Origin of the sequence: Escherichia sp. WS1152 (assembly GCF_046487665.1) — a bacterium.
Classification (GTDB): domain Bacteria; phylum Pseudomonadota; class Gammaproteobacteria; order Enterobacterales; family Enterobacteriaceae; genus Escherichia; species Escherichia coli.
Genome location: NZ_JBJQJA010000005.1, coordinates 241176 through 266648 on the forward strand (window position 1 = coordinate 241176; position 25473 = coordinate 266648).

Sequence of the window (25473 nt, forward strand, 5' to 3'; positions counted from 1 at the left end):
GGGTGTCCTTTAGTAAAACCACAGGTCTTGTAAGGTTATGGGGTACCTGCGGCCTTAAAATAACACCCAGACAACATCACAGAAATGTACCTGGATCATAATTGAAACAAAAAGGTTAAAAAGTTTGAGCTGGCTCGCACAAACCAGCACTTTTTAAAGTTTTGTAATCAGTTTGGGGTAGCTACTTTTCTTCCAGGTAACTCTCTTCGAAGATTTCAATAGGGAGTGGGCGAGCAAAAAGGAAGCCCTGGGCAATACCAACGCCCGCTTTTGCCAGCCAGTCGCGTTGTGCTTCAGTCTCCACGCCTTCGGCAATCATTTGTAAGTTCAGGCTCTGCGCCAGCATGATAATTGCAGCAATCATGCTGCTATCTTCCGGCAAGCCTTCAACAAACATTTTGTCGATTTTCAGAACGTCGATTGGCAACGATTTCATATGCTGCAGCTGACGCAGCCCTGCGTAGCCCATGCCGAAATCATCCAGCGCCACCCGAACTCCGGCATTGCGCAGCGGACGGAGGATTGCCACCGCAGCATGAGGGTCGTCAATACGTCGGCTTTCTGTCACTTCCAGAATCAGTGTTCCCGGCTGAATGCGATAGCGGGTTAACAGTTCCAGCATATCCGCCACCATATTCGGGTGCATCAGTTGCAGCGCAGAGAGGTTTACCGACAAGGGCAGCATAATGCCGCGCTCTTGCCAGGCAGCCAACAGTCGACAGGACTCTTCCAGCACCCAGTGACCGACGGTAACCATCAGCCCACAGCACTCAATGCGATCGATTAAGCCATCCGGCAGGTCCCAACTGCCATCCGGTTGCTGGATACGCAGTAACACTTCCGCACTGACCAGTTTACCGCTGGTCATCTCGACCTGTGGCTGTAACCAAATAGCAAACTGATGATTTTCCAGTGCATTAAGGATATCGCTCTCTTCCGTCAACCGCTTCTGGGCGGCTTCCATCTGCTGCGGATCAAAGAACTGAATCTGATTCTTGCCTTTATGGCGAGCGGTAAATGCCGCAGAAATAGCGCGACTGTAAAGCTGTTCGGCGGTGAGATCGCCGTAGAACATCGCCACGCCAATGCTACAGTGCGGACGGAGTTGAATACGTTCAATCGGCAGGCGCTCGCTCATGATAGTGAGCACTTGCTGACCTAAGGTGATTGCGTGCCACGGTTCCTGTACACCATTGGCAATGACAGCAAAGTCATAACCGCTAATCTGCGCGAGGATCATACGTGGCGACAGTACCGATTTGAGTTTTTCCACCAGCGTCAGCAGCAGAATTTCTCGTTGCGCCTCTTTCAGCACACCCGCAGTATCACGCAGGGTTTCACAGGTGATGATCATCAGCGCGGTGGTTTGTTTACGCGCGACAACCTGCTCCAGCATCTCCATCAGCAAGGCTTTGTTCGGCAAATCCGACACTGGGAAGCGCATCGCATTTTCGTTCTGTTCTTCATAATGGCGCTGCAGCAATTGCTGGTTGAGGTTGTAACTGCGCACCAACATACCGATTTCATCATCCTGATGCAGACGCGGTAATGCCAGTTGGTGACCAACAAGCTCCTGGGCTGGGATGGCGTTAAGTTCGCGAGCAATATTGCGTAACGGATGCAAAATCAGGCGGTTAATGCACCAGCTAATCGCCACCGTCAATATTAACGACAAAAGTAAGTAAATGGTCACTAACGTTGAGAGGGTGCTCATCACGAACTTATACATACGGAAGGAATCCGCCTGTAGCACCAGATAGGCAATTGGCTGCGGATTTGCCGGACGTTCGAGCGAGTAGACGCCCAGCGAGATTTGAACCGGTAGCTCAAACAGGCGAGTAACCATTACCGGCACCGGGCGCTCTGGAATAAAACTTTTACGCAGCGCCTGGAACTGGTTGGGCAGCACTACATCGGCACGGCTGACCACGCCTGCCGGTTTAATGCTGGCAAGAATAGCTTCCGCTTCGGGAATATCGCCTTTCAAAATGGCTGAAGATAAAGGTTCGCGGACAGAGCGAGCAATGCTTTCCAGTTGCGTAGCCGTGTTATAGCGATTCTGCTGGACCAGATGGAACAGCAAAACGGTGCAAAAAATAAAAACGAACACCAGGACAACGGCTGCCACCATTGCCATCTGCTTGATTGTTAACGAGCGACTTACGCGCAAATTGTCTCCCCCCGGAAATCCCAGATTGCCGCCCGAGTATACCCGATCGCAGCGGCATTAAGAGAGGCGCTATCTGAAAACTTACCAGTCGGCGTAAGGTATCAGCGGCTGCGGCGGTAAATCCATGTCACCCTGCCATCCGGCGGCGGAATAACGTACGTAGAGCAGGAAATGGCTGGGTGCGTAATCTTTCGCCTGCTGGATATCAATTGCCGTGCCGACAAACCAGTTGGATGTGACGCGACGCTCAAGTAATGCCCGCGCCGTATAGCCAAAGCCCTGACTGCTGCCGCCATCGTTGGATTGCCGCGCAGCTTCTTCCTGCCAGTCAGTCGGGATCAGATTCATCAGCGGATAACGCGGCATGGTTTTGGTGCGTGAATGCGACCACGAGCCAGACGCCCCCAGCTCCCACGACCAGTTTTCCGTGCGCTCCCGCCACATCACCGGTATGGCAAACGACAGGTATTCCTGCGGGCTGTAGTAACCGCCCTGACCGAGTGAGTAGCCACTCAGGTCTTTGTCGTAATGCCAGATCATGTTGTTCAGGCCGATTGTGACGCGGCGATTGTTCTGGTTGATGACCTTATAGTAATAGCCCGTCATCCAGCGCACACGCCAGTTATCTTCGACATTTTTACCGGTTAACTGGTCGCCACTAAGCGATGCCCAGACGCCGTTTGCTTCACCTTTATCGTAGCTCAGGCTTAGCCCCACGCCGTCGGCACGCACGCCGCCCCATTTTTTCCCGGTATTGCTCGGGGAGTCTTTTTGCCCACCAAAGGCCAGCAAAGAACTGGAGATGGGCCGACGGTGGGCGTTAACGGTGTAACCCAGCGGCCCGATATCATCGCTGTAACTGATGCCGCCGACCACATCCACCACGTTGAAGCCCATCGGCGTGGTACCGATATCCCAGCTCCAGACGTCATTTCGCCAGCCGACCGCCACGCTGGCACCGGAATCCGACTGGCTGCGGTTGCCGCTACAGTCCTGTAATGTACAGGTGCCCCAGTTGTCATCCCATTTGCCATCGGCATTAGTGGAGAAACTGCCGACGTTCATATTGACGAAATCACTGCGAAAGAACATCCGCCCGTCAGAATACGGCGCATCCACCTGCAACATGGTAGTGTGCGCTTTCAGATCGGAGTAACCACCGGTGCCGCTCGAACCCCAGTAATCGTGCTCAAGGGTGACGTTAAGATCCTGCTGGCGATAGAGGTCCGCCGCATCGCTGCGCACGCCGCGTTTCAGCCAGTCATCTTTCTCGTCGTTACGGGTCAGTCGGGTGAATGTGTCGTTATCCTGCGGACGCGTCGTAGTCACACCGGATGCGACCATGGCGTCTTTGTAGGTTTCCAGCGCCTGCTTTGGATCGCCCGCCTGCGCTTCAAACTTCGCACCGTCGCGCAGCACCATCGCGCTTTCCATCGACGGTGGCTGAGATTTTGCCTGCGGGATCAACTTATTAAACGTCTGCTGCGCCGCTGCGGTATCTCCAAGCTGCGCCTGCGCCAGCGCCACGCGCCGCTGTGTGTTCAGCGAGGCGTTATCGGTAGCGGGCAGTTTCGCCAGCTGGCTACGTGCCGCCGCTGTGTCACCGGCAGCAATATCCACTTCCGTCAGCCCCAGAATGGCATCGGCGTTAGTTGGCTCCCGCGTCAGGACATTCTGATATGCAGCGCGGGCGGCGGTGTAATCACGTCGCTGCTGCGCCCAGTCAGCCAGCGTGAGGTCAATACGCGTGGAAGGTGGTTGCTGACGCAGCATCGCTTCCGCTTCAGCTTCTTTGCCGCTTTCTCGCAGGCGATTAGCGGTTTCCAGCACCTGATCGCTTTGCAGTCGATTAACCAGCTCCTGAATATTGCTGTTCCACTGCGCGCGCGGCAGGCTGTTGATATGCGCCAGCGCCGCTCTGTCCTGGTCATGACCAGAGAGGTACAGCCCGTAAGCGTAAACCTGCTCCGGGTCGTTCGGCTTCTGCTGCGCCAGATTGCGCATTAACGTATCGGCCTGGCTGCGTTGTCCGGCCTGCCAGAGATCCTGCGAAAGTCGGTAAGTAATCCATACGCTGCCGGGGTCCAGCGCCAGTCGTTGCCGCTGAAGTGCTGCCGCCTGCGCCCATTTGCCCTGGTTTTCCAGTGCCTCTGCCTGCTGTGCCAGACGGTCGTTTTGCAGGCTGCGTTCGATATCATCAATGCTACGCCGCTGACTGGCAGAGAGCGAGGCGATAAACGCTTCAGCTTTTTCTGGCGATTGCTGGCGGTAAATATTTGCCAGCCCGCGCACGGCGTTAGTGTTGCCGCTGTCCATACGCAAGGTCTGCTGATAATAACGTTCGGCGGCGGGATAATCTTTTCGCGCCATCGCCACATCGCCCAGCCCCAGCACTGCATAACTGTCGGTGTTATCGACATTACGCGCCTGCTGGAACAGGCGTTCTGCCCGGTCAGGATTATTGGCTTTCAGCGCAGCATCGCCCTGCTGGATCGCCAGCCAGTAGCGGTTTACTTTCAGCAGACTGTTCCATTTGTCGTTGTTGCTGCTGTGCGGGTCCAGTGCGAGGGCTTTTTCCAGATTCGCCACTGCATTGGCGCGATCGCCTTTCTGAGAATACGCCTGGCCCAGCGCCCCCAGAGCTTCACTGTCTTTCGGGTTCGCCCGCACCGCCTGTTGTAGTTCGGGAATGGCTTTACCCGCCATACCAGAGTCCACCGCCGCTAAACCTTGCGCACGAGCGCGGAAAGCAGGATCGGCCAGCTGTTTTTGCTGTTCTGCCAGTTGCGATTGCGCAGCCGCCACGCTATCGCCATCACTAAAGATCGAGAGATATTTTTTCAGCGCCGACACACTGGCATCACTGACGGGCATGTCTTTAATCTGCCCGTACCAGATTTTAGAGGCCCCTTCGCGCCCGGCGTTCGATTTTGCCATCTGTTCCAGGACGGCAAAACCTTCGTCACGGCGATCGCTACTAAACAGCAATAGCGCCAGATTGTTTTGCAGGCCCGTATTGCCCGGTGCATCCGCATTGATGCGTTTTAACTGATTAATCGCTTCGCCACGGCGAGCCGGAATTTTCGCCACCGTACTCCAGTACTCGACAGCAATGTCACCTTCCGGCGGCGCACCGTTGAACAGTTTGTTGTAACTCGCCACAGCTTCTTCTGCATGACCGGTCGTCGCCTGCAATCGTGCCTGTTGCAGTGCCTGACGACCATCCGGCGTGGAAAGTAGCATCGTAGTCCGCGACGATTTATACGCATTTGAACTCGGCGCTAACTGCGACAGCCGATCGAGCTGTTTTTGCGCGCCATCAATATCGCCCTGACGTAACAAAGAACGGAAACGGGCGGCAACGACGTCCGGGTTATTCGGATCAATAAGTTCCAGCCGATATAACGACTGTTGCACCAGATCTTCACGATGGGTCGCTTCGCCTAACCGAACTTGCTCCAGCAACTGTTGCTGAGCGGTTGGTGCTGCCTCGACCATCGGCATGACGGCCAGACCGAGGGAAAGCGTGAATATGTTTAGTGTGAATTTGCGCATTCCTGGCCCCAGTCAGGTAATAACTCACCTTTTGTCGAGAAGCGGAAACGGTGTTGATCCCAGCCTTGTCCAAACAGGGTCAGCACATAGTTGTAATAGGCATCGCTGCCGGGAAAGTTATCGGCCACGCGCTGGCGCTGAACGGCCTGCGCATCGCGGTTTTGTAAAAAGGGCAGCATGGCGGCAGAAAAACCGACCGGTCCTTTACCCTGCGCTTTCCCCGTAGCCACATCCACTTTTTCCGGCGGATAACCGTTTTTCTCAGTGAATGTCGCCATCGGTTTAAACCGGTTGAGCATCCGCGCTTTTTGCGGATCGCTGTCAGGCATCATGCCTACCCACATGTAAACGCGGATAGCGTCGTAGCTGCTGATCAATGTTTTTTCGGCTTTTAGCTGCCAGCCTTTGTCTTTCTCATAGCGCACCCAGTCTGGCGAAAAACCTTTCGGGGCGGTTTCCAGCAATAAACGTTGATTGGTTTCGCGCAGCGTGGTCCACGGCGCGCCAAAGCGGGTGAAATACTGCGCCAGCGTCGGCGGCAGGTAGCTGGGGTTAAAACGCCAGCTGTTATCCTCAGCAAAACCCACTTTGCCCGGTAACAACATGGAACCCAGCCCAGGCACCGTCACCTCTTCCTCCCGCGCGATACGTTTTAGCAACGCGCTGCCGATGTCGGTATAACGCTGCTCTTTCCACAAACGCCCCGCCTCCAGCAACGACCAGGCCATCCAGACATCACCATCGGAGGCCGAATTGCTGTCCAGCACTTCCCACTTACTGTTCTCTTTCTTGCCCCACAGCCAGGCGGGCAAACGTTCTTTTAAAGAACCCTGAGCGAGATTGTTCTGCGTCCAGTCGAGAATATTATCGAAAGCTACACGGTCGTTAGCCGCCAGGGCAAAGAACATACCGTAACTTTGCCCTTCGGAGGTGGTGATTTTGCGCGCGTCGCTGGGGTCGATGACGCGCCCTTCCTGACTGATGTAATCCTTTTTAAACTGCTCCCAGGCAGGCCAGGTACAGGCTGCCTGAACACTAAAGGCAGCCAACAGCAGCATCGTCACGATTCCACTACGCAACACATTCATCTTCAATTACTCGTTATCCGGGTTAAGACGACGACGACTAATAATTCGCAGCAGACGCCACAGTACCCATGCCAGCAATATCACACTGATAGCCGCCAGCACCGCCAGCAGAATCGGATGGTTTGCCAGCGCATACCACAAGCGCTCGAACCACGGCAGATGACCTACGTAATAAACGTCGCCAACACGTAGGCTGTTGATACCGGACTCGCGGATCACCGCGACCGAACCGAACATGGTGGCGCGTTTGCCGCTATCGTTCACCGCATCGTTAAGCATTTCATAACCGCGTGGGCTATCTGCCAGCAGCGCAATCACGCTGCGCTGGTCGTTATACGGCGACTGGAAGCCAATCACCGCCGCCATCGCACCGGAAGAGGTCAGCGTTGACTGGGTTTCTGCCGCGCGATCGCTCTCGTCCGGCACAATGCCGGGGAACGGGGTCTGGCGCATCGGTGTTTTCACCCAGCTTTCGGTCGCCTGCACCAATAGGTCGATCTGCTTATCGTCTTTCAGTTTGTCCGGGATACCACCGATGATCATGATGTCGGCATCTTTGCCCTGAATGGTGCTGCCATCATCGGTCACCGTCAGATTAATCGCCGGGAAGCCCGTCTGTGCGCCGATAAAACCAACAGTATTCAGCAACGTTTCCATCTGTGCTTCGTTAGGCGCTTTCGGCATCACGGTGATGGTTTGCGACAGATCCGCCATCCGGCTGAATGGGAAGCCCGCGTTAGCAAAGGCGCGTAGATCCGGCATCGGGATGAAGTGGTAATACTTCGAGAAGTCGATGGTGGAGTCGTCACCAATCACCACATGATTCTGCACCGGCTGGAAGGTAATACAGTTATCCACCGAACCGCCCGGCATCGGGTTCATATACTCAAAGTCGAAGCGCAGCTGGTTGGTCGCGCCCAGTTTCAGCGCCGGAATAGAGACATCTGTTTTGCCATCCAGCAAACCTTGTAATACCGGAATCCGCAGCAGCAGGCGGTTCGCCTCCTGTTTGCTGCTCAGGTTGAAGGATTGCAGGAACTGGTTATTCAGGCTGATATCCATCCGCGAACTGTCTTTCACCGGCGGCATGGTGTAGCGGTAATTAATATCCATATCAATGCCGGTACTGCGCATCAGGTAGAGATCCGGCGGCAGGTTTAGCGAAACGTTAATCGCTGCTGGCTCAAGACCGCTGGATTGTAACTGTTCTTCATAGGTTTTCAGTTCGCCAAATGTGACCGGACGATCGGTACGTACCCAGTTCGGCGCATCGTACGGCTTACGCGGTAGCAGCGGTTTCACTTCATTCACTACCACGCTTTCACCACGGAACAGAATGTTACCCTGAGCGATACCTTTCGCTGCCTGCAACAGGTCTTTGTCGTCACGACCAAACACCACCAGCAGTTTGACGTAAGGATTCTGCGGATGGTTAATCATCTCAATCACCGGGGCTTTTACCGCCGGATGATCGCGCAGGAAGTCCGGCCGTTTGTCGTTGGTTGCAAAGACAATGGCATTACGATCCGGCAGTTGGTTATAGAGCACCGGGAAGTTCTGCCCACGCCAGCCAGAACGCGAACCAAACCACGAGGCGACAATGGCAGAGGCTTGTTGCAGCCCAACATCCGGCGCACCCGCAAAGACCATCGGCAAGGTGTTGGTGCGGTTATCACGCGGATCAAAGAATGGCACCGGGAAGTGTGACAGGTCATTCTTCACATTCAGGGTCTGATAGGTCAGATCCAGTCCACTGCTCCGCCCAACATCCAGCCAAAGCGTGGTGCTGGCCGGGTTTTCGCACACGTCCTGATAATGGCCGACAAACTCCAGCCGCACACGGTTGAAGTCGGTAATAAACAGTGGGTTAATGGGCATTTGCGCCAGCGTTTTTTTACCCAACTGTTCTTTGGTCACTGGCAGCACGCCCATCAGCTCATCATTGAGATAAACCTTTAACTGCGACTGGACAGGCAGTAACGATGGCGATGGCGTGTATTCGAGGTTGAGCATCGCCTTCGTCACCACTTCATCGCTGCGCATACCAAACTCAATGCTGCCGTTCGGGTTAATGCCACGTAGCACCATGCTGCCCGGCGGCGGCGCAATTTGCGCAAAGGTCAGCTTCACATCACGCGAAGGACCGTTCTGCGCCACGACTGGCGCATCAGCGCCCTGCACGCCCGGCATCACTTGCCCCACCTGCGGATTTTGTTCCGTCTGGGCGGCTACAGCTGGCTCAGCATTGATCAGTGGTTGCGTTGCTGGCGTCGCCTGCGTCATGAAAGAGGGGAACGCACTCATCCCCATAGCCACTGCACAAATCCAGAATAGTTTTCTTTTCATCGCGTTATCATCATTGTTGAGCCAAAGCCTGATCCGATGGTTGTGCCGTTTCGCTCCGCTCCGGGCGGCGCGGAATAAACGATACAACCCAGGAAACCAGAGAAGTCAGCACACGGAATATGCCCTTCACCGAAGAAGGCGCAAACTCCGCCAGATGGCGGTAGCCACGGAAGCCGAGCTTCAGAATATCCAGCAGACTTTCCAGCGGCTTATCTTCCGGGTAGCTGTCCTGCCAGAGCGCCCATGTATCCGCACGGGCAAACGTACACTGCACAAAATCGATATATTGCTGGGTGGTGAGCGGCATTAATTTCAGCCCAACTTCATTACCCATCACGCGCGCCACCTGGGTCGGGAAGACGTATTCCTGCTGACCGCGTTTAAGCAACAGATTCACTTTCTGCCCTTCCAGAATCTGCGCCTGACCGTTGATCTTGATCCCCAAACCACCGTCGGAGAAATCCTGAACGGTACACGAGAAGAGGTGACCATCTTCGCGGGCAATTGCCGCGGGCATCGTCATCTCCACGCGGTGCGATCGGCGTACCTGTTTGCTTTCTACCGATACCGCAACTGCGCCGCCAAGAACAATCAGGTTGTAGAATACCCACACCATACTGACGACCACGGTGAGCATCTCGGTTGGCGGGCCATAGAAGTAGCGCCAGATGCCTACCGCAACGCCCACCAGGTTGAGCAGGACAAGGAAGATGTAGGGCCGCGAGATCACCCAGTCGACGTACTCTTCTTCCACCAGTCCACCTTTGGCGGTGACGTTAAATTTGCCTTTGTGCGGGTTAATCAGCGCCACCAGCGTCGGTGGTGCGATATACCACGCCAGCACCGTTTCGTAGATTTCACTCCAGAAAGAGTGGCGATATTTGCCCTGGATCTTGGAGTTGGTCAGGCTGGCATGGATCATATGCGGCAGCACGAACAGGGCGATCATCAACGCTGGCGCATAGATGATGTAGGCATGAAGCAGCAGGAACGCCAGCGGCGCAGTCAGGAAGATCAGTCGTGGAATGCCCGACAAGAAGTGGAACATGGCGTTGACGTAGCACAGCCGCTGGGCGAATTTCAGCCCTTTACCGGTAAGCGGGTTATCGAGACGGAAGATTTGCACCATCCCGCGTGCCCAGCGAATACGCTGACCGATATGCGCCGACAGACTTTCGGTCGCCAGCCCCGCCGCCTGCGGAATACGCATATATGCAGAGGTGTAGCCACGACGGTGCAGGCGCAGAGACGTGTGCGCATCTTCGGTTACCGTTTCGACAGCAATACCGCCAATTTCATCCAATGGTTTGCGACGAATTACTGCACAGGAACCGCAGAAGAAAGTGGCGTCCCACATATCGTTGCCATCCTGCACCAGACCATAGAACAGCGTGCCTTCGTTCGGCGTTTTACGAAAACGCCCCAGGTTGCGTTCAAACGGGTCCGGCGAGAAGAAGTGGTGCGGCGTCTGCATCATCGCCAGCTGTTTCTCTTTCAGGAACCAGCCCATGGTCATTTGCAGGAACGATCGCGTTGGTACGTGGTCGCAGTCGAAAATCGACACGAACTCGCCTTTGGCATATTTCAGCGCATTGTTGATGTTGCCCGCTTTCGCATGTTCATGAGTGGTACGGGCGATATATTTCACCCCCACGTTTTGCGCAAACTGGCGAAACTCTTCCCTACCGCCGTCATCGAGGATCCAGATGTTCAGCTTGTCTTTCGGCCAGTCGATACCCAGCGAGGCGTAAATAGTATTTTTCACCACGTTGAGATCTTCGTTGTAAGTCGGGACAAAGATATCCACCGACGGCCACAGCGACATATCTTTCGGCAATGGCACCGGCTGACGATTCAGCGGCCATACTACCTGGAAGTAGCCGAGCACCAGCACAATCCACGCGTACGTTTCAGCGAAGAGCAGAATAAGCCCGCACACCAGGCTGACCGGATCGTCCCAGTTCAGCGTAGAGGTGTAACGCCACCAGATATAACGGCAAGAAACGGTCAGCGACAGCACAATCAACATTAGCGCCGAGAAGCGCCCCGGCATCCGCCGTACGATCAGCGCTACACCCCACAGCAGCATCAGGAAGATAAACTGCGCCAGCGGGTTAAACGGTTGAGTAACGCAGATTAACGCCAGAATCAGCGAGAAGGTGACGATGATACCGAGGATCAACCGCCGCGCCCCGGCACTCAAATGACCGAGCTCTTTTTTCTCATCAAGATGCTGTGTTTTATGGCTAACGCGCTCAGGCAGCTCGTTCATCCATTGATGGTAACGTCCACGAATATTCTGCAGACCTGAAAATGCCCGCCTGCGCGGTTTCGGCGTTTCTTTGCGCGATGTACCGATCAGTAACCAGCATGTTTGAATGAGATAACGGACCGGGTCCAGCGGACGCGGACGCGAGGCGTTGATATGCGGATACAGGTTTTTATGTTCTGCGCGAATACGCTGCCAGCGCGGGTGCTCCAGCGGAATAAAAATCCAGGCCAGGATCATCCAGAAACAGCCGAGCGTCGCGCTGAAAGCCGACGCACCGTGACGACGATAATCGCGATAACGCCCGATAAGCCGCGCGTTGACCGGCGGGATAAGCAACCACCGGGTCAGGATACTCATGATGCACTCCCGACTGGCGTTTTCAGCCCGGAGTAGTTCAACAGGCACCAGTTCGCCAGCGTCAGTATCTCTTCAGCCGCCAGCGCATCACTGCGATATTCACCTACTGGTTGCTTAGCCGCCAGGCATTCAGCCATCGCTTCATCACGATGAATGAGCATCGGCAGTAATCGGCGCTGGCTTTGCAACCAAAGCTGGTAAATATCGTCCTGAACCTGACTGCCAATACGGAAGTCATTAATCAAAATATGTGCGCCATCCGGCAGCGCTTGCTGATGCAGTCGGATATGGCAGTTGGCATCCACATTGACGATTGCCAGCGAGTGATCGCACAAACTCAGCAGCTGGTGGGTTATCTGCGAGGCATCACGCGGTAAGTCGATTAAAATCCACTGGTAACGCCCGCTGGCTTTTAGTTGCTGTAAGCCGGAGCAAATATCGCTCAGCCGGGTTTGCCAGTGCTGTGGATTTTCTTGTTCTTCAATGGATAACTGACCAAAAGGCAGCAAATCGAGCTGCGAGGTGTAGCGCAACCCAGCGTCACGCCAGTCCTGGCCATCCAGCATCGCTCTGGCCCAGCCCTGACGGTGGGTAAAATCAACATTAAATGACAGGCGCAACAAGTTGTCCGGGCAGGCATCGACCACCAGAACATTTTCTCCCAACATTTGTAATGACCAGGCTAATGCGGCGGTGATGGTTGTTGTCCCCACGCCTCCCCGCACCCCCTGCAATCCCAGTACGGCCATTCACCAATCCCCTACTTTTGTTGCGCAAACTCTGCCAGCAACGGCCAGCGTTTTAATGCCGCGGCCAACTGTTCGCGTTGGGAAATATCGGCATAATCAATATCAGGCAGTGAAAATGCCTGCTTTAACGCCACAATATCATTCTGGAAGATATAGCCTATCGCGGGATCAGGCAGAGTATCTGGTTCATTGTTATTCATTTTGCTTGATCCCTATGAAATAACCGTACCGTTCATGAGACAATTCTAACCGTGAGCATTTCGCCGGTTTATTGTTTACGGCGAGACGGGAATTTGCTCACTTTTTGACTTTCCGTTACGCAACAGAAAAAGTTAAAAACGAAAAGACTAAAATCACACGTCTTGTGACCTTCTAAATTGATTCACATGCTAAATCTGATAAGTTTTAATTTCAATGGTAGGTTTATTTCTTAGCTTTCGCTAGTAAACTGATAATCAGACAAAATGGTGACATGAGGGACATTGTGGACCCTGTATTCTCTATCGGTATCTCATCATTATGGGATGAGCTGCGACATATGCCAGCAGGCGGCGTCTGGTGGTTTAACGTCGATCGCCATGAAGATGCTATCAGTCTGGCGAATCAAACAATTGCATCCCAGGCTGCAACCGCACACGTCGCGGTCATTAGCATGGACAGCGATCCGGCGAAAATCTTTCAATTAGATGATTCTCAAGGGCCGGAAAAAATAAAATTATTTTCAATGCTAAATCATGAAAAAGGTCTATACTATTTGACCCGTGATTTGCAGTGTTCTATTGATCCCCATAATTACCTTTTTATTCTTGTTTGCGCAAATAACGCATGGCAAAACATTCCTGCCGAGCGGCTTCGCTCATGGTTGGATAAAATGAATAAATGGAGCAGGTTAAACCATTGTTCGCTTTTGGTAATTAATCCCGGAAATAATAACGATAAACAATTTTCATTGTTGCTTGAGGAATACCGTTCACTTTTTGGTCTTGCCAGTTTGCGTTTTCAGGGTGACCAACATTTGCTGGATATTGCCTTCTGGTGCAACGAAAAAGGGGTCAGCGCCCGTCAGCAGCTTAGCGTTCAGCAACAAAATGGTATCTGGACATTAGTTCAAAGCGAAGAGGCGGAGATCCAACCACGCAGCGACGAAAAACGCATTCTGAGTAATGTTGCTGTACTGGAAGGTGCGCCGCCGCTATCGGAACACTGGCAACTGTTCAACAATAACGAAGTCCTGTTCAATGAAGCCCGTACCGCTCAGGCGGCGACGGTGGTCTTTTCTTTACAGCAAAATGCGCAAATCGAGCCACTGGCCCGCAGCATTCATACCCTGCGTCGCCAGCGCGGTAGTGCGATGAAAATCCTCGTGCGGGAAAATACCGCTAGCCTGCGCGCCACCGATGAACGTTTGTTATTGGCCTGCGGTGCAAATATGGTTATTCCGTGGAATGCGCCACTCTCCCGTTGTCTGACGATGATCGAAAGCGTGCAAGGGCAGAAGTTTAGTCGCTATGTGCCGGAAGATATCACTACCTTGCTGTCAATGACCCAGCCGCTCAAACTGCGTGGTTTCCAGAAGTGGGATGTGTTCTGTAATGCCGTCAACAACATGATGAATAACCCTCTCTTGCCTGCCCACGGTAAAGGCGTTCTGGTTGCCCTACGTCCGGTACCGGGTATCCGCGTTGAACAAGCCCTGACGCTGTGTCGCCCTAACCGTACCGGCGATATCATGACCATTGGCGGTAATCGGCTGGTGCTGTTTCTCTCATTCTGTCGGATTAACGATCTGGATACCGCGTTGAATCATATTTTCCCATTGCCTACTGGCGACATTTTCTCAAACCGTATGGTCTGGTTTGAAGATGATCAAATCAGTGCCGAGCTGGTGCAGATGCGCTTGCTTGCCCCAGAACAATGGGGCATGCCGCTGCCTTTAACGCAAAGTTCTAAACCGGTCATCAATGCCGAGCACGATGGTCGCCACTGGCGACGAATACCAGAACCCATGCGACTGTTAGATGATGCTGTGGAGCGCTCATCATGATGACCATCAGCGATATCATTGAAATTATTGTCGTTTGCGCACTGATATTTTTCCCGCTGGGCTATCTGGCGCGGCACTCTTTGCGACGCATTCGCGACACCTTACGTTTGTTCTTTGCTAAACCTCGTTATGTTAAACCGGCCGGGACGTTACGCCGCACGGAAAAAGCCAGGGCAACCAAAAAATGACTCAATTTACGCAAAATACCGCCATGCCTTCTTCCCTCTGGCAATACTGGCGCGGCCTTTCCGGCTGGAACTTCTATTTTCTGGTTAAGTTCGGCCTGTTGTGGGCGGGATATCTTAACTTCCATCCGCTCCTCAATTTGGTGTTTGCCGCGTTTCTGCTGATGCCCATTCCGCGCTACAGCCTGCATCGCTTGCGCCACTGGATTGCCCTGCCGATCGGCTTTGCTTTGTTCTGGCATGACACCTGGTTGCCTGGCCCGGAAAGCATAATGAGCCAGGGTTCGCAGGTGGCGGGGTTCAGTACCGATTATTTAATCGACCTTGTCACACGCTTTATTAACTGGCAGATGATTGGGGCCATTTTTGTTTTATTAGTGGCCTGGTTATTCCTGTCACAATGGATTCGCATTACCGTTTTTGTGGTTGCCATACTGCTATGGCTGAACGTACTTACCCTGGCGGGACCAAGTTTCTCCTTGTGGCCAGCCGGACAACCGACGACCACTGTAACAACGACGGGTGGTAACGCAGCGGCAACCGTTGCGGCGACGGGTGGCGCACCGGTAGTGGGTGATATGCCCGCACAAACTGCACCGCCAACAACGGCGAACCTTAACGCCTGGCTGAATAATTTCTATAACGCGGAGGCAAAACGTAAATCGACCTTCCCGTCTTCGCTGCCCGCTGATGCTCAGCCATTTGAACTACTGGTGATTAACATCTGTTCGCTTTCCTGGTCGGATATAGAAGCCGCCGGGTTGATGTCGCATCCACTGTGGTCGCATTTCGATATTGAGTTCAAGAACTTTAACTCCGCCACCTCCTACAGTGGCCCGGCGGCGATCCGTTTACTGCGCGCCAGCTGCGGGCAGACTTCGCACACTAATCTGTATCAACCGGCAAATAACGACTGCTATCTGTTTGATAACCTTTCGAAACTGGGCTTTACCCAGCACCTGATGATGGGGCATAACGGCCAGTTCGGCGGTTTTTTGAAAGAAGTTCGCGAAAATGGCGGCATGCAGACTGAATTGATGGATCAAACAAATCTGCCGGTTATTTTGCTGGGCTTTGATGGTTCGCCGGTTTATGACGATACCGCCGTGCTTAACCGCTGGCTGGACGTTACCGAAAAAGATAAAAACAGCCGTAGTGCCACGTTCTACAACACGCTTCCACTGCATGACGGCAACCATTATCCGGGGGTCAGCAAAACAGCGGATTACAAAGCGCGGGCGCAGAAATTCTTTGATGAACTGGACGCCTTCTTTACTGAACTGGAGAAATCGGGTCGTAAAGTGATGGTGGTCGTGGTGCCGGAACACGGCGGCGCGCTGAAGGGCGACAGAATGCAGGTATCTGGCCTACGTGATATCCCTAGCCCGTCTATCACCGACGTCCCCGTTGGGGTGAAATTCTTCGGCATGAAGGCACCACATCAGGGGGCACCGATTGTCATCGACCAACCGAGCAGCTTCCTGGCTATCTCCGATCTGGTGGTTCGCGTTCTTGATGGCAAGATTTTCACCGAAGACAATGTTGACTGGAAAAAACTCACCAGTGGGTTGCCACAAACAGCACCGGTCTCCGAGAACTCAAATGCAGTAGTTATTCAATACCAGGATAAACCGTACGTTCGCCTGAACGGCGGCGACTGGGTGCCTTACCCGCAGTAAGAACGAAAAAGGCCGCAGAGTTTCACCCCTGCGGCCTGGTCCGGGCGCAAATTGCCATTACGGCAGCCTGACGCCCGCATGACACGTTACTTCCGTTTGTTCAGCCAGTTCACGATCATACTGGCAAGAATGCCAGCAATGACCGGAGCCGCTAAATCATGCCAGAAGGCCATGCCCAGCTCTGCGAGCGTCATATAGCCGCCTGTGTTGTAATGACAACGTTTCGCGGCTATTCTTGAGTGGTCTAGAGTCAAGATTAGCCCCCGTGGTGTTGTCAGGTGCATACCTGCAACGTGCGGGGGTTTTCTCTCTCCAGCAACCAATGCCACCAGGGATAAAGCCCCCGCAACATTGCGCCTCACCGGAACCTTTCCGGCTTGCCACTGATTCTACGACTGTTTTTCTGTTCCGGAATCCGTCACGTCTTCACTCTGTGCTGCGCATTCCGCAGAATATTATCCGCTTGCAATCGTTGCATTTTTCTTACGAAAAAGGCCGCAGAGTTTCACCCCTGCGGCCTGGTCCGGGCACAAATTGCCATTACGGCAGCCTGACGCCCGCATGACACGTTACTTCCGCTTGTTCAGCCAGTTCACGATCATACTGGCAAGAATGCCAGCAATGACCGGAGCCGCTAAATCATGCCAGAAGGCCATGCCCAGCTCTGCGAGCGTCATATAGCCGCCTGTGTTGTAATGACAACGTTTCGCGGCTATTCTTGAATGGTCTAGATGCAAGAATGGCCCCCGTGATGTTGTCAGGTGCATACCTGCAACGTGCGGGGGTTTTCTCTCTCCAGCAACCAATGCCACCAGGGATTAAGCCCCCGCAACATTGCGCCTCACCGGAATCCTTCCGGCTTATCGCTGATTCTACGACTGTTTTTCTGTTCCGGAATCAGTCACGTCTTCACTCTGTGCTGCGCATTCCGCAGAATATTATCCGCTTGCAATCGTTGCATTTTTCTTACGAAAAAGGCCGCAGAGTTTCCCCCCTGCGGCCTGGTCCGGGCGCAAATTGCCATTACGGCAGCCTGACGCCCGCATGACACGTTACTTCCGCTTGTTCAGCCAGTTCACGATCATACTGGCAAGAATGCCAGCAATGACCGGAGCCGCTAAATCATGCCAGAAGGCCATGCCCAGCTCTGCGAGCGTCATATAGCCGCCTGTGTTGTAATGACAACGTTTCGCGGCTATTCTTGAGTGGTCTAGGTTCAAGATTAGCCCCCGTGGTGTTGTCAGGTGCATACCTGCAACGTGCGGGGGTTTTCTCTCTCCAGCAACCAATGCCACCAGGGATTAAGCCCCCGCAACATTGCGCCTCACCGGAACCCTTCCGGCTTGCCGCTGATTTTACGATTGCTTTTTACTGTCAGCACCCGGCAATCTTCCTCATTGCGCGATGCCTTCCAGCTTAATTTCTTTATTTGCAATAGTTGCAGTTCATATCCGGGCTGACTCCAGACTGGTAGTGAAATGCGCAATTTTGTAGAATTGCGCCTCCTCGCGACCTCCCCAGTGAATCTGTTGCCTCATTTTTTACATACTGCGTATTCGACTTCTCCACCTGTTGCGCAAGAGAAACTGGGTTTATTCATTTTTGCGAGGCCGACTTCTTTCTGGACAGGACTTTATGCAGCACAACACACTACCGAAACACGATCAGAAATTGCCGTTTACACGCTACGACTTCGGCTGGGTTTTATTATGCATAGGCATGGCGATTGGTGCCGGAACCGTGCTGATGCCAGTACAAATTGGCTTGAAGGGAATTTGGGTATTTATTACCGCAGCGATCATTGCTTATCCTGCCACCTGGGTAGTGCAGGACATTTATTTAAAAACCCTTTCTGAAAGCGATTCCTGTAATGACTACACCGATATTATCAGTCATTACCTGGGGAAGAACTGGGGAATTTTCCTCGGGGTTATCTACTTTTTGATGATTATCCACGGGATTTTTATCTACTCTCTCTCCGTGGTTTTCGACAGCGCCTCGTACCTGAAAACCTTCGGTTTAACCGATGCCGATCTTTCACAAACTCTACTTTATAAAGTCGCTATTTTCGCCGTACTGGTAGCGATTGCGTCTGGTGGTGAACGATTACTGTTTAAGATTTCTGGGCCAATGGTGGTGGTCAAAGTAGGGATTATTGTCGTGTTCGGTTTTGCGATGATCCCGCACTGGAATTTCGCCAATATAACCGCCTTCCCGCAAGCCTCCGTCTTTTTCCGCGATGTCCTGCTTACCATTCCATTTTGCTTCTTTTCTGCAGTATTTATTCAGGTACTTAACCCAATGAATATTGCCTATCGTAAACGGGAAGCGGATAAAGTACTGGCAACCCGGCTCGCGCTGCGTACCCACCGAATTAGTTATATCACGCTCATCGCGGTGATACTGTTTTTTGCCTTTTCGTTTACCTTCTCAATTAGCCACGAAGAAGCCGTTTCTGCCTTTGAACAAAATATCTCGGCACTGGCACTGGCCGCGCAGGTGATCCCTGGGCATATCATTCATATCACCTCTACGGTGCTGAATATCTTTGCCGTACTGACCGCATTCTTTGGCATTTATCTCGGTTTCCACGAGGCCATTAAAGGCATTATTCTCAATCTGTTAAGCCGAATTATTGATACCAAGAAAATTAACTCACGCGTGCTGACTCTGGCGATCTGCGCTTTTATCGTCATTACGTTGACGATTTGGGTTTCGTTTCGTGTATCGGTGCTGGTGTTCTTTCAGTTGGGAAGCCCGTTATATGGCATTGTGTCGTGCCTCATTCCGTTTTTCCTGATCTATAAAGTCGCACAACTGGAAAAACTTCGCGGATTTAAAGCCTGGCTGATTCTGCTTTACGGCATTTTGCTATGCTTGTCGCCACTGTTGAAGCTGATTGAGTAAACCGGAGCGCATGGCCCCGGTTTTGTGAGTTAACGCTGCGGATTTTCATCCTGATCAACAGCAAAGCAGGCCACCAGTTGGCCGCCGTAGTCTTTTAGCTGCGGCTGCAACTGGGTGCAGGGGCCGAAGCGCCGACGACAGCGGGCGTTAAACGCGCAGCCCGGCGGTGGATTGAGCGGGCTTGGCAGTTCACCGGTGAGCTTAATGCGCTCGCGGCGATCGTCCGGGTTCAGGCGTGGTGTAGCGGAAAGTAGCGCCTGAGTGTACGGATGACGCGGGTTATTGAAGATTTGGTCTTTCGTTCCCTTCTCCACGCAGCGGCCCAGGTACATCACCATCACTTCATCAGCAATGTGCTCCACCACCGACAGGTCGTGGGAGATGAAGACATAAGAAAGCCCCAGTTCCTGCTGTAAATCCATCATCAGGTTGAGCACCTGCGCACGCACTGAGACGTCCAGCGCGGAGACCGGTTCATCGGCAATCACCACGTCCGGGTCGAGCATCAGACCACGGGCAATAGCGATACGCTGACGTTGTCCGCCGGAGAACATATGCGGATAGCGGTCATAGTGCTCGGTTTTCAGGCCGACTTTCGCCATCATCGACAGGGCTTTTTCCCGACGCTGTTCTTTGCTTAAGCTGGTGTTGATCAGCAGCGGCTCTTCAAGAATTTGCCCGACTTTTTTACGCGGATTCAGCGAACCGTAAGGGTTCTGGAAGACAATCTGGATTTTCTGCCGACGCAGCTTCTGCGCCTGCGGATCGTGCTTAAGCAGATCCTGCCCCTGGTAATACAGCTCGCCGCCGGTGGGCGTTTCAATCATCGTCAGCAACCGACCGAGGGTCGATTTACCGCAGCCAGATTCACCTACTACCGCCAGCGTTTTGCCACGTTCAAGGTTAAACGAAACGCCGTCCAGCGCCTTCACCAGACGTTCCGGAGCGAACATACCTTTCTTTACCGGATAATGTTTTTTCAGGTCGATAGCCTGCAACAGCGGTTGTTGCGAGGTGGCCTCTTGCGTACTCATAGTGTCGGCCTCCCGGCATCATCAAGTGGGTAATGGCATTTGGACTGACGCCCGTCAGCGAGCATATTCAGCGCCGGTTCTTCAGCGCGACATCTGTCAGTGGCATAGGGGCAGCGCGGGTTAAGCAGGCAGCCGTTCGGGCGGTCGTACTTGCCGGGAACAACGCCAGGCAACGATGCCAGACGTTCTTTGTCCTGAGCAAATTCCGGCAGCGCACGCAGCAATGCCTGAGTATACGGGTGACGCGGCGCATGGAAGATGGCGTGCGCATCGCCCGTTTCCACCACCTGACCGGCATACATCACGATGATTTTATGTGCCGCTTCCGCCACCAGCGCCAGGTCATGGGTAATTAACACCAGCGCCATGTTCTCTTTCTGCTGTAGCTCCAGCAGTAGTTCGATGATTTGCGCCTGAATGGTCACGTCCAGCGCAGTGGTCGGTTCATCGGCAATCAGCAGTTTTGGCCGACAGGCAATCGCCATGGCGATCATCACGCGCTGGCTCATGCCGCCGGAAAGCTGATGCGGGTAAACATCCAGACGCGATGCCGGATCGGGAATACCGACCTGATTCAGCAGGTCAATCGCCCGCTGACGGCGAGTGCTCTTATTACCGCCCTGATGCACCTTAATCGCTTCCATAATCTGGAAACCCACGGTGTAGCACGGGTTAAGGCTGGTCATCGGGTCCTGGAAGATCATCGCCACTTCGGCACCCACCAGGTTGCGGCGCTCTTTTTCTGAGATACGCTGCAAATCCTGACCGTTAAACTCCAGCTTTTCCGCCATTACGCGGCCCGGATAATCAATCAGCCCCATAATCGCCAGCGAACTGACCGATTTACCAGAGCCGGACTCACCCACAATCCCGACCACTTCGCCCTGTTTCACGCTGTAGCTGATGCGGTCTACGGCGCGGAACGGTGCGCTTTCGTCGCCGAAATGCACCGATAATTTATCTACATTTAATAACGCCATCTCGAACCTCTTACTGCTTCAGTTTGGGATCGAGCGCGTCACGCAGACCGTCACCCATCAGGTTAAATGCCAGCACCGTCAGCAGGATCGCCAGACCAGGGAAGGTCACGACCCACCAGGCGCTTTGCGCGAACTGCAACACGTCAGAGAGCATGGTGCCCCACTCTGGTGTTGGCGGCTGCGCCCCCATGCCGAGGAAACCAAGAGCAGCCATATCGAGAATGGCGTTAGAGAAACCGAGCGACGCCTGAACAATCAGAGGCGCAAGGCAGTTCGGGAAGATGTTAATAAACATCTGACGCATCGCCCCGGCACCTGCCACGCGAGACGCGGTAACGTAATCGCGGTTAACTTCCACCAGCACGGCGGCGCGGGTTAAGCGCACATAGTGCGGCAAGGCAACAAAGGTCAGCGCCAGCGCGGCGTTACCAATCGACGGGCCGAAAATCGCCACCAGCACCAGTGCCAACAGCAGACTTGGCAGCGCCAGCATGATATCGACCACGCGCATGATGATGTTATCGACCAGGCCGCCAAAGTAACCGGCGATCAGGCCGAGAATGACGCCCATAATCAGCGACAACACCACCACCAGACAGCCAACCAGCAGCGACAAGCGTGCGCCGTACATCAGCCGCGACAGCACATCACGCCCTACGTCATCGGTGCCCAGCAAGTGCGCCATGCTGCCGCCTTCCTGCCAGGCTGGCGGGGCGAGCAGTGCATCGCGGAACTGTTCCGCCGGGTTATAGGGTGCAATCCAGTTGGCAAAGATCGCGATAAACAGCACGATGACGACGTAAACCAGCCCGACGACCGCGCCTTTGTTGCGTTTAAAATAGTGCCAGAACTCCTGTAATGGGGTCATCGGCACCGGTGCGCTAATCACTTTATTTTCAGTAACCTGTGACATGATGTCCCCTTACTTCTTATGACGAATACGCGGGTTCACCACGCCGTACAGCAGATCGACCAGCAAGTTGACGAGGATAATCATCGTCGCCACCAGCAATACGCCGCCCTGAACCACCGGATAATCGCGGCGTTGCAGCGCGTCAATCAACCAGCGCCCCAGACCAGGCCACGAGAAGATGGTTTCGGTCAGAATCGCGCCTGCAAGCAATGTTCCCACCTGGAGGCCGATAACGGTCACTACCGGCAGCATCGCGTTACGCAGCGCATGGACGATAATCACCCGCATGCGGGTCAACCCTTTGGCGCGCGCGGTGCGGATGTAATCTTCACCCAGCACTTCCAGCATCGAGGAGCGTGTCATACGCACAATGACCGCCAGCGGAATAGTACCCAGCACAATGGCGGGCAAGATCATATGGGCGACGGCATCGATAAAGTTACCGTCTTCACCCCAGATGGCGGTGTCGATCAGCATAAAACCGGTTAACGGATTGGAATCATCGAGGAACACCATATCGCTCACGCGACCGGAGACGGGTGTCAGGTTCCAGTGCACCGAAACCAGCATGATCAGCATCATGCCCCACCAGAAGATAGGCATTGAATAACCTGTCAGCGCCAGGCCAACCGCTGTGTGATCGAAAATGGAACCGCGTTTAACCGCAGCCAGCACACCAACCGGAATACCGACTGCCGTAGCAAAAATCATCGCGCAGACGCCAAGTTCCAGCGTGGCCTGAAAGCGCGGCACGAACTCTTCCCATACCGGGATGCGGCTTTTCATTGAAATGCCTAGATCGCCATGCATAACGCCCCAAATGTAATGGAGATACTGCTGCCACATCGGTTTATCTAAGCCGAGTTCAGCCAGCAACTGCGCGTGACGCTCTGGGGAGATCCCACGTTCGCCCGCCATGATCATCACCGGATCGCCCGGGATCATGTGGACAAAGGCAAATGTGAGAAGGGTAATACCGATAAACGTGGGGATGACGAGTCCCAAACGTCGGAGAATAAACTGCAACATAACCCGGATTCTCTGTAGTGACCCGCAGCCTGGAACTGCGTGTCTGTATTGCTCACAAATCAATTCCCGCCCAGGTCGGGCAGGGAATGAAGTATTGCTGCCGGATGGCGCTGCACGCAGAGGCACAGCACCACCGGGTATGCAGATTGTTGACAAAGAGCGCTTTGTTTATGCCGGATGCGGCGTTAACGCCTTATCCGGCCTACAAAATCGTGCAAACTCAATACATTGCAGAATTTTCGTAGGCCTGATAAGCGGAGCGCATCAGGCAGTTTTGCCTTTGCCATCAGTCTTGTATGGCTTTTAATTATTCGATAGAGACGTTTTCGAAGTGATGTTTGCCTAATGGATCAACCACATAGCCTTTAACTTCTTTGCGTACCGGTTCAAACACGGTGGAGTGAGCGATGATCAGTGCCGGAGCCTGATCGTGCATCACCACCTGCGCTTGCTTGTACAGTTCAACGCGTTTGTTATGGTCGTCGGTAGCACGCGCCGGTTGAATCAGATCTTCAAACGGTTTGTAGCACCATTTTGAGTAGTTGGAGCCTTGTTCAGAGGCGGCGCAGCTGAACAGAGTGGCGAAGAAGTTATCCGGATCCCCGTTATCGCCAGTCCAGCCCATCATTACCGTCTGGTGCTCGCCATCTTTCGCACGCTTGAGGTACTCACCCCATTCGTAGGTGACAATTTTGGCCTGCACGCCGACTTTCGCCCAGTCTGCCTGAATCATCTCCGCCATGCGGCGAGCGTTCGGGTTATACGGACGTTGTACCGGCATCGCCCACAGGTCGATGGAGAAACCTTTTTCCAGACCCGCTTCTTTCAGCAAGGCTTTCGCTTTTTCAGGATCGTAGGTGTAGTCCTGAACGTCGTCGTTATAGCCCCACATGGTTGGCGGGATCAGGTTTTTCGCTGATACACCCGCGCCCTGATAAACCGCTTTGATGATCGCGTCTTTGTTCACCGCGTAGGTCAGAGCCTGGCGAACTTTCACGTCATCGAGTGGTTTTTTCTGCACGTTATACGAGAGATAACCGACGTTCAGCCCCGGCATTTCCATCAGGTTGATAGATTTATCCTGCTTCATGCGGGCGATATCTGCCGGGTTCGGGTACGGCATCACCTGGCATTCATTTTTCTGCAATTTAGCGTAACGCACGGAAGCGTCAGGGGTAATAGAGAAAACCAGCGTATCGATCTGCGGTTTGGTGCCCCAGTAGCCATCAAACGCTTTGTAGCGAATACGGGAATCTTTCTGGTACTGCTGTAACTGGAACGGACCGGTTCCGATTGGGTTGAGGTCCAGTTTTTCCGGTGTACCGGCTTTCATCATCGCATCAGCATATTCTTTTGACAGAATAGAGGCGAAGTCCATTGCCAGGTCAGCGAGGAACGGCGCTTCCGGGCGAGTCAGCACAAACTGAACGGTGTTGTCGTCCACCTTTTTCACTTCGCTGATCAGCTCCGGCAAGCCCATGCCTTCGAAGTATTCGTAGCTACCGCCAGAAACTTTATGGTACGGGTTTTGCGCGTTTTTCTGACGATCGAACGAGAACACCACGTCATCGGCGTTCAGTTCGCGCGTCGGTTTGAATTCTTTATTGTCGTGCCACTTCACACCTTTACGCAGATGGAAGGTGTAGGTTTTACCGTCTTCGCTGACTTCCCACTTTTCAGCGAGGCCCGGGATCACTTCGGTGGTGCCGATTTTAAATTCAACCAGACGGTTATAAAGCGGGACGGAAGAGGCGTCATAGGTGGTGCCGGAGGTAAACAGCTGCGGGTTAAACCCTTCCGGAGATCCTTCTGAGCAATAAACCAGAGTTTTAGCCTGAACACTTGCTGCGACGGTCATAGCCACCAGGCTGAGACCAAGCTTCAGCATCCCTGACTTTTTCAAGGAAATACGCATTATTCTGCTCCAATTGTGATGTTTGTTGTTTTAACCCTTTGCAGTGGGTTGTCGCTGCCTGACCTTTTTTGTTTTTTGCCCGGTCGGGTCAACGTTATGAGGTGGGGATGCCGTACTAATTAACATCAGTGTAACAGTGCGGTTCCTCCATAAAATGCCCCTCGTGACCTACAATCTGTCAACAGAATGTGAAAACGTCAATACAGCCAACCGGGATTTACACCAACGGTGAGAATCCACAAACAAAGAT

At 53.5% G+C, this 25473-nt stretch carries 20 protein-coding genes; 5 read left to right on the top strand and 15 right to left on the bottom strand.

Annotated features, from left to right (window positions below; translation table 11 throughout):
* Positions 1–181: 181 nt before the first annotated feature.
* The 7 genes from hmsP to bcsR all read right to left on the bottom strand — a co-directional run bounded on the left by hmsP (position 182) and on the right by bcsR (position 12737).
* On the bottom strand, positions 182–2170 hold the full coding sequence (gene hmsP, locus ACJHW7_RS10715; RefSeq protein WP_001266306.1) for a biofilm formation regulator HmsP: 1989 nt from the start codon (positions 2168–2170) through the stop codon (positions 182–184).
* Positions 2171–2251: 81 nt separating this feature from the next.
* Positions 2252–5725 carry a cellulose synthase complex outer membrane protein BcsC gene (gene bcsC, locus ACJHW7_RS10720; RefSeq protein WP_001225111.1) on the bottom strand — a complete coding sequence of 1158 codons (3474 nt, stop codon included), beginning with the start codon at positions 5723–5725 and terminating at the stop codon, positions 2252–2254.
* Positions 5707–6813, bottom strand: a complete 1107-nt coding sequence (gene bcsZ / locus ACJHW7_RS10725) for a cellulose synthase complex periplasmic endoglucanase BcsZ (RefSeq protein WP_021557303.1) — start codon at positions 6811–6813, stop codon at positions 5707–5709. Before bcsZ ends, bcsC begins: the two co-directional genes overlap by 19 nt.
* 6 nt (positions 6814–6819) lie before the next feature.
* A complete protein-coding gene (gene bcsB / locus ACJHW7_RS10730) occupies positions 6820–9159 on the bottom strand; it encodes a cellulose biosynthesis cyclic di-GMP-binding regulatory protein BcsB (protein WP_001307454.1) in 2340 nt (779 codons plus the stop codon).
* A 10-nt stretch (positions 9160–9169) separates the two neighbouring features.
* Positions 9170–11788, bottom strand: a complete 2619-nt coding sequence (gene bcsA, locus ACJHW7_RS10735) for a UDP-forming cellulose synthase catalytic subunit (protein WP_021557304.1) — start codon at positions 11786–11788, stop codon at positions 9170–9172.
* Positions 11785–12537, bottom strand: coding sequence for a cellulose biosynthesis protein BcsQ (gene bcsQ / locus ACJHW7_RS10740; protein WP_000279528.1), 753 nt, complete (start codon positions 12535–12537; stop codon positions 11785–11787). Before bcsQ ends, bcsA begins: the two co-directional genes overlap by 4 nt.
* 11 nt (positions 12538–12548) lie before the next feature.
* Positions 12549–12737, bottom strand: a complete 189-nt coding sequence (bcsR, locus tag ACJHW7_RS10745) for a cellulose biosynthesis protein BcsR (RefSeq protein WP_001063318.1) — start codon at positions 12735–12737, stop codon at positions 12549–12551.
* Between the two features lie 272 nt (positions 12738–13009).
* On the opposite strand from bcsR, the gene bcsE reads away from it, so the two are divergent.
* The 3 genes from bcsE to bcsG are packed head-to-tail and all read left to right on the top strand — an operon-like array spanning position 13010 to position 16445.
* Positions 13010–14581 (top strand): cellulose biosynthesis c-di-GMP-binding protein BcsE, encoded by a 1572-nt coding sequence (bcsE, locus tag ACJHW7_RS10750; protein ID WP_001204906.1) that lies wholly within the window; start codon positions 13010–13012, stop codon positions 14579–14581.
* Positions 14578–14769 (top strand): cellulose biosynthesis protein BcsF, encoded by a 192-nt coding sequence (bcsF, locus tag ACJHW7_RS10755; protein WP_000988308.1) that lies wholly within the window; start codon positions 14578–14580, stop codon positions 14767–14769. Before bcsE ends, bcsF begins: the two co-directional genes overlap by 4 nt.
* Positions 14766–16445, top strand: coding sequence for a cellulose biosynthesis protein BcsG (bcsG, locus tag ACJHW7_RS10760; protein WP_000191596.1), 1680 nt, complete (start codon positions 14766–14768; stop codon positions 16443–16445). Before bcsF ends, bcsG begins: the two co-directional genes overlap by 4 nt.
* Positions 16446–16531: 86 nt before the next feature.
* Here bcsG and ACJHW7_RS10765 read toward each other — a convergent pair whose 3' ends face one another.
* The 3 genes from ACJHW7_RS10765 to ACJHW7_RS10775 form a co-directional block, all read right to left on the bottom strand.
* The gene (locus ACJHW7_RS10765) at positions 16532–16639 is read right to left on the bottom strand and encodes a type I toxin-antitoxin system toxin Ldr family protein (protein ID WP_001295224.1); all 108 of its coding nucleotides are present in this window, start codon (positions 16637–16639) and stop codon (positions 16532–16534) included.
* Positions 16640–17014: 375 nt separating this feature from the next.
* On the bottom strand, positions 17015–17122 hold the full coding sequence (locus ACJHW7_RS10770) for a type I toxin-antitoxin system toxin Ldr family protein (RefSeq protein WP_001295224.1): 108 nt from the start codon (positions 17120–17122) through the stop codon (positions 17015–17017).
* Between the two features lie 375 nt (positions 17123–17497).
* A complete protein-coding gene (locus tag ACJHW7_RS10775) occupies positions 17498–17605 on the bottom strand; it encodes a type I toxin-antitoxin system toxin Ldr family protein (protein WP_001295224.1) in 108 nt (35 codons plus the stop codon).
* Positions 17606–18080: 475 nt separating this feature from the next.
* Here ACJHW7_RS10775 and ACJHW7_RS10780 point away from each other — a divergent pair, with 475 nt between their 5' ends.
* Positions 18081–19352, top strand: coding sequence for an aromatic amino acid transport family protein (locus ACJHW7_RS10780; RefSeq protein WP_021557305.1), 1272 nt, complete (start codon positions 18081–18083; stop codon positions 19350–19352).
* Between the two features lie 29 nt (positions 19353–19381).
* Here ACJHW7_RS10780 and dppF read toward each other — a convergent pair whose 3' ends face one another.
* From dppF to dppB, 4 genes are read right to left on the bottom strand one after another with little or no spacing between them, the layout of a single operon-like run.
* On the bottom strand, positions 19382–20386 hold the full coding sequence (gene dppF, locus ACJHW7_RS10785; RefSeq protein WP_000107036.1) for a dipeptide ABC transporter ATP-binding subunit DppF: 1005 nt from the start codon (positions 20384–20386) through the stop codon (positions 19382–19384).
* A complete protein-coding gene (gene dppD / locus ACJHW7_RS10790; protein WP_001196486.1) occupies positions 20383–21366 on the bottom strand; it encodes a dipeptide ABC transporter ATP-binding protein in 984 nt (327 codons plus the stop codon). The genes dppF and dppD overlap by 4 nt, the downstream gene beginning before the upstream one ends.
* A gap of 10 nt (positions 21367–21376) precedes the next feature.
* Entirely contained in the window at positions 21377–22279 is a 903-nt protein-coding gene (gene dppC, locus ACJHW7_RS10795; protein WP_000084677.1) for a dipeptide ABC transporter permease DppC, read from the bottom strand.
* A 9-nt stretch (positions 22280–22288) separates the two neighbouring features.
* On the bottom strand, positions 22289–23308 hold the full coding sequence (gene dppB, locus ACJHW7_RS10800; protein WP_000938855.1) for a dipeptide ABC transporter permease DppB: 1020 nt from the start codon (positions 23306–23308) through the stop codon (positions 22289–22291).
* A 17-nt stretch (positions 23309–23325) separates the two neighbouring features.
* Here dppB and ACJHW7_RS10805 point away from each other — a divergent pair, with 17 nt between their 5' ends.
* Positions 23326–23553, top strand: a complete 228-nt coding sequence (locus tag ACJHW7_RS10805) for a hypothetical protein (RefSeq protein ID WP_032153267.1) — start codon at positions 23326–23328, stop codon at positions 23551–23553.
* Positions 23554–23615: 62 nt separating this feature from the next.
* Here the strand turns inward: ACJHW7_RS10805 and dppA are convergent, their stop codons facing one another.
* The gene (dppA, locus tag ACJHW7_RS10810) at positions 23616–25223 is read right to left on the bottom strand and encodes a dipeptide ABC transporter substrate-binding protein DppA (RefSeq protein ID WP_001222883.1); all 1608 of its coding nucleotides are present in this window, start codon (positions 25221–25223) and stop codon (positions 23616–23618) included.
* Between the last annotated feature and the right edge of the window lie 250 nt (positions 25224–25473).